Source organism: uncultured Ralstonia sp., from assembly GCA_913056305.1.
Taxonomy (GTDB): Bacteria; Pseudomonadota; Gammaproteobacteria; order Burkholderiales; family Burkholderiaceae; genus Ralstonia.
In genome coordinates this window covers 1-5,491 of the sequence record CAJXMR010000271.1, presented here as the reverse complement: position 1 = coordinate 5,491, position 5,491 = coordinate 1, and the positions used below count along the sequence as shown (strand labels likewise).

The window sequence follows — 5,491 nt, the reverse complement described above, 5'->3', positions numbered from 1 at the left end:
TCGGCCTGCGGCATGATGTCCATGAAGGCGACGGTGTGGTCGTCTTCGTACACCTTGATGCAGGGCAGCTCGCCGCGCAGGATCTTGGCGAAGATGTTCTGGTTGTCGTACGTCGCGTCAGGCATGGATGTCTCCGGCAGAACGGGAAAAGGCAGCGCGCAGTATATGCGAGGCGCATTGTGCCCACTTGGCACAGGTCAAGTGGCGACGCCTACGCTTCGGGCGCGCCGGCCAGCAGCGTGTCTTCAAAGAAGCGGCGGCGGGCGTCCTTGTCGGGCTTGCTGCCATGGTTCCACAGCAGCGCCTCGGAGAGCTGGTAGGCGTAGAGCATGAAGGCGCGCGTCTTGGCTTCCTTGCGTGCGAAGCCGATCGCCTGGAAGTGCTGGACGTAGTAGTCGATGCGATGCTCGTCCACGGCGTCGACGGCCTCCTGCGCCATCGGGTCGCGGCGGGCCCAGGCGCGGATGGCGAATTCGATCAGCGCTGTGCGGCGCGCGGTGCGGCCGCGAAACGGCAGCGCCAGCAGGTCGCGCACCAGACCCTGCACCGAAGCGTTCTGCCGCTCGAGTTTGGGGCCCACGCGGGTGCGCTCGCTCCAGTCCTGCAGCACCTGGTGCAGCAGGTCGTCGCGGTTCTTGAAGTGCCAGTAGAAGCTGCCGCGCGTCACGTCCAACTGCTTGGCGAGCACGTCCACGCGCACGGCGTCGATGCTCTTGGTGACGAGCAGGTCGGTGGCCGCGCGGATCCAGTCATCGGGCGTGAGCTGCGCACGCGGCACTGATGGAGCGGCGGCTTGAGCGTCGACGGCAGGCGCGTCGTGTTCGTCGATCAGCGGGGAGGGCATGCGCACCTCGTGCGGCGTGGAGATGAAGGCGGATTCTATCCACGCACGCCGCGCTGTCCAGCGCTTAAGGCACGCCGAGGGCCCCAGGTTTGCGCGGGTTGACATGTCAACGAACGCGCTCCTACCATGCACATACGTTTGTGTATGGAAGGATCGAGCTGCCACAAGCCTCGGTTTGTGGCTTTCTGCAAGAACCATGCTCGACGATGCCTTCTGCACGGCGTCCAACGATAAAGACATCAGGAGACATTTGCATGAAGGCATTCCGACTCGCGCTGGGCGCGGCGGCGGTTGCTGGCGCGTTCTGCGCGCCCGTCGCGCACGCCGAGACCGTCAAGATCGCCTGGATCGACCCGCTGTCCGGGCTGATGGGTGCGCTGGGCCAGAACCAGCTGCGCAGCTGGCAATACGCGGCCGACCTGGCCAACCAGCAGAACTGGAGCGGCAACGGCACCAAGTTCGAAGTGGTCGGCTTCGACAACAAGGTCTCGGTGCAAGAGAGCCTGACGCAGCTCAAGCAGATCACCGACCAGGGCATCCGCTACGTCGCGCAGGGCGACGGCTCCAGCGTGGGCATGGCGCTGCAGGAGGCGATTGCCAAGTACAACGATCGCAACCCGGGCAAGGAGATCCTCTATCTCAACTACGCCGCGGTCGATCCGGATATGACCAACAACAAGTGCAACTACTGGCACTTTCGCCTGGACGCCAACTCCGACATGAAGATGGAAGCCCTGACCAGCTACCTGGCCAAGGATGCCAACATCAAGAAGGTCTACCTGCTCAACCAGAACTACTCGTTCGGCCACCAGGTGGCGCGCGCGGCCAAGGAATACCTGAAGCGCAAGCGTCCGGACATCCAGGTCGTGGGCGAAGACCTGCATCCGCTGGCGCAGGTGAAGGACTTCTCGCCGTATGTGGCCAAGATCCGCGCCGCGGGCGCCGATACGGTCGTCACCGGCAACTGGGGCAGCGACCTGGCCCTGCTGATCCGCTCGGCCAAGGATGCGGGCCTGAACACCAACTTCTACACCTACTACGCCGGTACCACTGGCGTGCCGACTGCGATGGGTGCGTCCGGTGCGGACCGCGTGAAGGTCATCAGCTATTTCGCGCCGAACGACGGCAACCCGAAGGTCAACGCCGTGCTCGACGGCTTCAAGAAGAAGTACAACGACGATTTCTTCAACGCCGACGTGTACACCGGCATGGCCTTCCTGGCCAAGGCCATCAAGACCAGCGGCTCGGCCGAGCCCGCCAAGGTGGCCAAGGTGATGGAAGGGATGTCGGTTGACAGCCTGAACGGCCCGGTCGAGATGCGAAAGACCGATCACCAGGCCCAGCAGGCGCTGTACGTCACCACCTGGGTCAAGGCCGATGGCAAGAAGATCAAGTACGACCAGGAAAACACCGGCTACGGCTGGCGCACCGATGTCACGCTTGAGCCGCATGTGGCGGCCCAGCCGACGTCGTGCCAGATGAAGCGGCCGACGTCGTAATGGGCCGATCCCCGGTCGAGGCGCAGGCTTAGACCGGGGACACCACCGCCTCGCCCGCCCGATGCAGGCGGGCGTTCTCCAGGAAGCGATCCACCGTCGCCTGCACCGACTCCGGCGACCAGCCGGCAATGTGCGGTGTCAGCACGACCTGCTCCAGGTCCAGCAAACCCGCTGGCGGCTTGGGCTCGCTCTCATACACATCCAGCCCCGCACCGCCCAGCTTGCCCGCGCGGATGGCCGCCTCCAGCGCCGCCGTGTCGACCACGCTGCCGCGCGCAATGTTCACCACATATCCGTTCGGCCCCAACGCTGCCAGGATGTCCTGGTTGATCAGGTGCTTCGTCTGCGCGCCGCCCGGCGTGGCGACGATCAGGAAATCCGCCCACGCGGCCATGTCCTTCAAACCATCGAAAAAGCGGTAGGGCACGCCTTCGCGCGGCTTGCGGTTGTGATAGCCGATCTGCATGTCGAAGCCGGCGGCACGGCGCGCGATCTGCAGGCCGATGGTGCCCAGGCCGACGATGCCCAGCCGCTTGCCCCAGACACCCGGCTGCAGCGGGAGGCCGTCGCGCCAGACGCCGTCGCGCGTCAGCTTGTCCAGCTTGGGGATGCCGCGCACGGTGGCCAGCAACAGACCGATGGCATGGTCGGCCACGCAGGCGTCATTGGTGCCCGCGCCGTTGGCGACCACCACGCCGCGCGCGCGGGCGGCCTCCACGTCGATGTTCTCGTAGCCGGCGCCCAGTGCGCTGGCCAGTTCCAGTTCGGGCATGGCGGCGATCTCGGCGGCGGTGAGGCCGGTCGAGCCGTTGGTCAGCACCACGCGCACGGCATGCCCGTCGCGGGCGATGGTTGCATCGCGCTCGGCACGGGTGGGGGCGTAGAGGACGTGGAAGTGTTGGCCGATGCGCGCCAGGTGGTCGGGCGCCATCGCAATCAGGATCAGCAGCGTCGGTTGCATGGTGAGGAGGAGAGGGGCCAAGCCGCGTCTTCGAAGTGCCGTGCGCGGCGCCTGAAGATGATAGCGCCGGGGGCCGGCACGGTGCTGATCGCCTTGCCGCGCGTGCGGTTACACGCCGTTACCTTTGAGCGGTTTTGGTTGCACGGGCCCGCGCGGGAGCGACATAGACTTTGTGGCAAGGGGCGCGGCTGCGGACCGATCGACGATCCAGCCCAGACGCCTCACCACAACGACGGGATCAATCATGCAAGCGACAAACAAGGCGGCGCACAGCAGCCGGACGAGCCGGGTGGGGCGTTGGACGGCCGTGGCCGTCCTGGCAGGTGTAGCCGCCGGGATGACGGGCTGCGTGAGCGCGCCGTACCCCGGTTACGGCGCGGGCTATGGCGCCGGCTACGCCGCAGGCAGCAGCACCGGCTACAACAGCGGCTATGGCACCACCATCAGCGGCCAGCCCTATACCAACGGGTACGGCAACGGCGCCGACAGCGGCTACAACGCGGGCAACAACCCAGGCTCCAACGGCGGCTATATGGACCAGAACCCGCCGCAACCAGCACCGCAGCCGTATCCGGGCTACGCCGCGCCGGGCTATCCGCCGGCGTCGAATGTGGGTGGCTATAACGGCGCGCCGGCCTACCAGGCACCGGCCAGCAACCAATATGGCGTGGTCGACCGCATCGACGCCGTGCCGGTGCAGGGCTCGCCGACGGGGGTGGGTGCCGTGCTGGGCGGCGTGGTCGGCGGCCTGCTCGGCCATCAGGTTGGCGGCGGGCGCGGCAACACCGTCGCGACCATCGGCGGGGCGGTGGCGGGTGCGCTGGCCGGCAACGCAGTCGAGAGCAACACGACGGTCGGTCAAACCTACCGCGTGGTAGTGCGCCTGGCGGACAACTCCATGGTCACGCTCACGCAAAACAACCCCAACGGCCTGCGCATCGGCGATCGGGCCCGTATCGACAACGGCGTGGCGGTGCCGTACTAAGCACCCACTAAGCCCGCGTGGCATGGGAGTGCTCCGCCCGACTTCAGGAATCGGACGGGCCGGCCGATATAGCCGGAGCGACAACCCGCTCCGACTCCCATGCTGAACCGACTCTCCATCCGCTTCCGACTCAACGCCGCCCTGGTGCTGCTCGCCGTGCTGCTGGCCATCATCGGCACCATCGGCGTGGTCGGCATGCGCGCCTCTGACGCGACCATCAAGGAAATCTACAGCAACCAGCTGGCATCGACCTCGCTGGTGGGCAAGGCGCAGTTGAACGCCGCCATCGTGCGTACCACGCTGGACCGCGCAGTGTTCCATCCGGATGCTGCCGACGTACCGGCCATCGTCGACAAGGCTGGTGCCTACCGCACCAAATCGGAGGACGCCTGGAAGCAATACAAGGCCCTGCCGATGAGCGCGGACGAAGCTCGCCTGGCGAACGATGTCGAAACCAAACGCGCGACGCTGTTCCGCGATGGCATCGAACCGCTGATTGCCGCGCTGCGCGCCCATGACGTCGCCGCCGTCGACAAGGCGGTGATGACCGTGATCCCGCCGCTGTTCGTGTCGCTGTCGGGCGCGGTGGAAGCGCTGGACCGCAGCCAGACCGAACAGGCCAAGGCCGGCTACGATGCGGCGGTGGCGCGTTCGCAGCAGTTCCTGTGGCTGATCATCATCGCGATCGGGGTGGGGATTGCCGCGGCGGTGTTCTGCGCGTTGGGTCTGCACCGCGCGATCTCGGCGCCGCTGTCGCGCATGCTCGGCCACTTTGGCGAGATCTCGCGCGGCAACCTGACCGAGCACATTGTCGTCACCAGCCAGGATGAGATGGGCGCGCTCACGCGCGGCCTGCAGGACATGCAGCGCGGGCTGATCCGCACCATCGAGACGATGCGCGGTGGCAGCGATTCGATCGCCAGCGCCACCAAGCAGATCGCCGCCGGCAACCTGGACTTGTCGCAGCGTACCGAAGAGCAGGCGAGCTCGCTGGAAGAAACCGCTTCCAGCATGGAGGAGCTGACCTCCATCGTGAAGCAGAACGCCGACAACGCCCGTCAGGCCCGCCAGCTGGCCGGCAACGCCTCCGACATTGCGGTCAAGGGCGGCGAGGTGGTGGGCCGCGTCATCGCGACGATGTCGGGCATCAACGACAGCAGCAAGAAGATCGCCGACATCATCGGCGTGATCGAAGGCATTGC

General features: G+C 66.4%; 5 protein-coding genes and 1 pseudogene. 3 read left to right on the top strand and 3 right to left on the bottom strand.

Annotation, left to right across the window (positions count from 1 at the left end):
- Window positions 1-125, bottom strand: a pseudogene (locus tag QZ609_RS24070) (HIT family protein); the annotation flags it as partial.
- Between the two features lie 86 nt (window positions 126-211).
- Window positions 212-844 carry a TetR/AcrR family transcriptional regulator gene (locus QZ609_RS24065; RefSeq protein ID WP_295500249.1) on the bottom strand — a complete coding sequence of 211 codons (633 nt, stop codon included), beginning with the start codon at window positions 842-844 and terminating at the stop codon, window positions 212-214.
- A gap of 254 nt (window positions 845-1,098) precedes the next feature.
- Between QZ609_RS24065 and QZ609_RS24060 the strand changes: the two genes are divergently transcribed.
- The gene (locus tag QZ609_RS24060; RefSeq protein ID WP_295500246.1) at window positions 1,099-2,343 is read left to right on the top strand and encodes a branched-chain amino acid ABC transporter substrate-binding protein; all 1,245 of its coding nucleotides are present in this window, start codon (window positions 1,099-1,101) and stop codon (window positions 2,341-2,343) included.
- A gap of 28 nt (window positions 2,344-2,371) precedes the next feature.
- Here the strand turns inward: QZ609_RS24060 and QZ609_RS24055 are convergent, their stop codons facing one another.
- The gene (locus QZ609_RS24055) at window positions 2,372-3,304 is read right to left on the bottom strand and encodes a 2-hydroxyacid dehydrogenase (RefSeq protein WP_295500251.1); all 933 of its coding nucleotides are present in this window, start codon (window positions 3,302-3,304) and stop codon (window positions 2,372-2,374) included.
- 244 nt (window positions 3,305-3,548) lie between these two features.
- On the opposite strand from QZ609_RS24055, the gene QZ609_RS24050 reads away from it, so the two are divergent.
- Complete coding sequence (locus tag QZ609_RS24050; protein WP_295500244.1) at window positions 3,549-4,289, top strand: glycine zipper 2TM domain-containing protein; 741 nt, start codon at window positions 3,549-3,551, stop codon at window positions 4,287-4,289.
- Window positions 4,290-4,388: 99 nt separating this feature from the next.
- Window positions 4,389-5,491: methyl-accepting chemotaxis protein (locus QZ609_RS24045; protein ID WP_295500241.1), on the top strand; the 1,103-nt coding region annotated here is incomplete at its 3' end.

Coding starts and splice junctions, on each gene's coding strand:
- QZ609_RS24065 (WP_295500249.1), bottom strand. CDS start 844: ATGCCCTCCCCGCTGATCGACGAACACGACGCGCCTGCCGTCGACGCT.
- QZ609_RS24060 (WP_295500246.1), top strand. CDS start 1,099: ATGAAGGCATTCCGACTCGCGCTGGGCGCGGCGGCGGTTGCTGGCGCG.
- QZ609_RS24055 (WP_295500251.1), bottom strand. CDS start 3,304: ATGCAACCGACGCTGCTGATCCTGATTGCGATGGCGCCCGACCACCTG.
- QZ609_RS24050 (WP_295500244.1), top strand. CDS start 3,549: ATGCAAGCGACAAACAAGGCGGCGCACAGCAGCCGGACGAGCCGGGTG.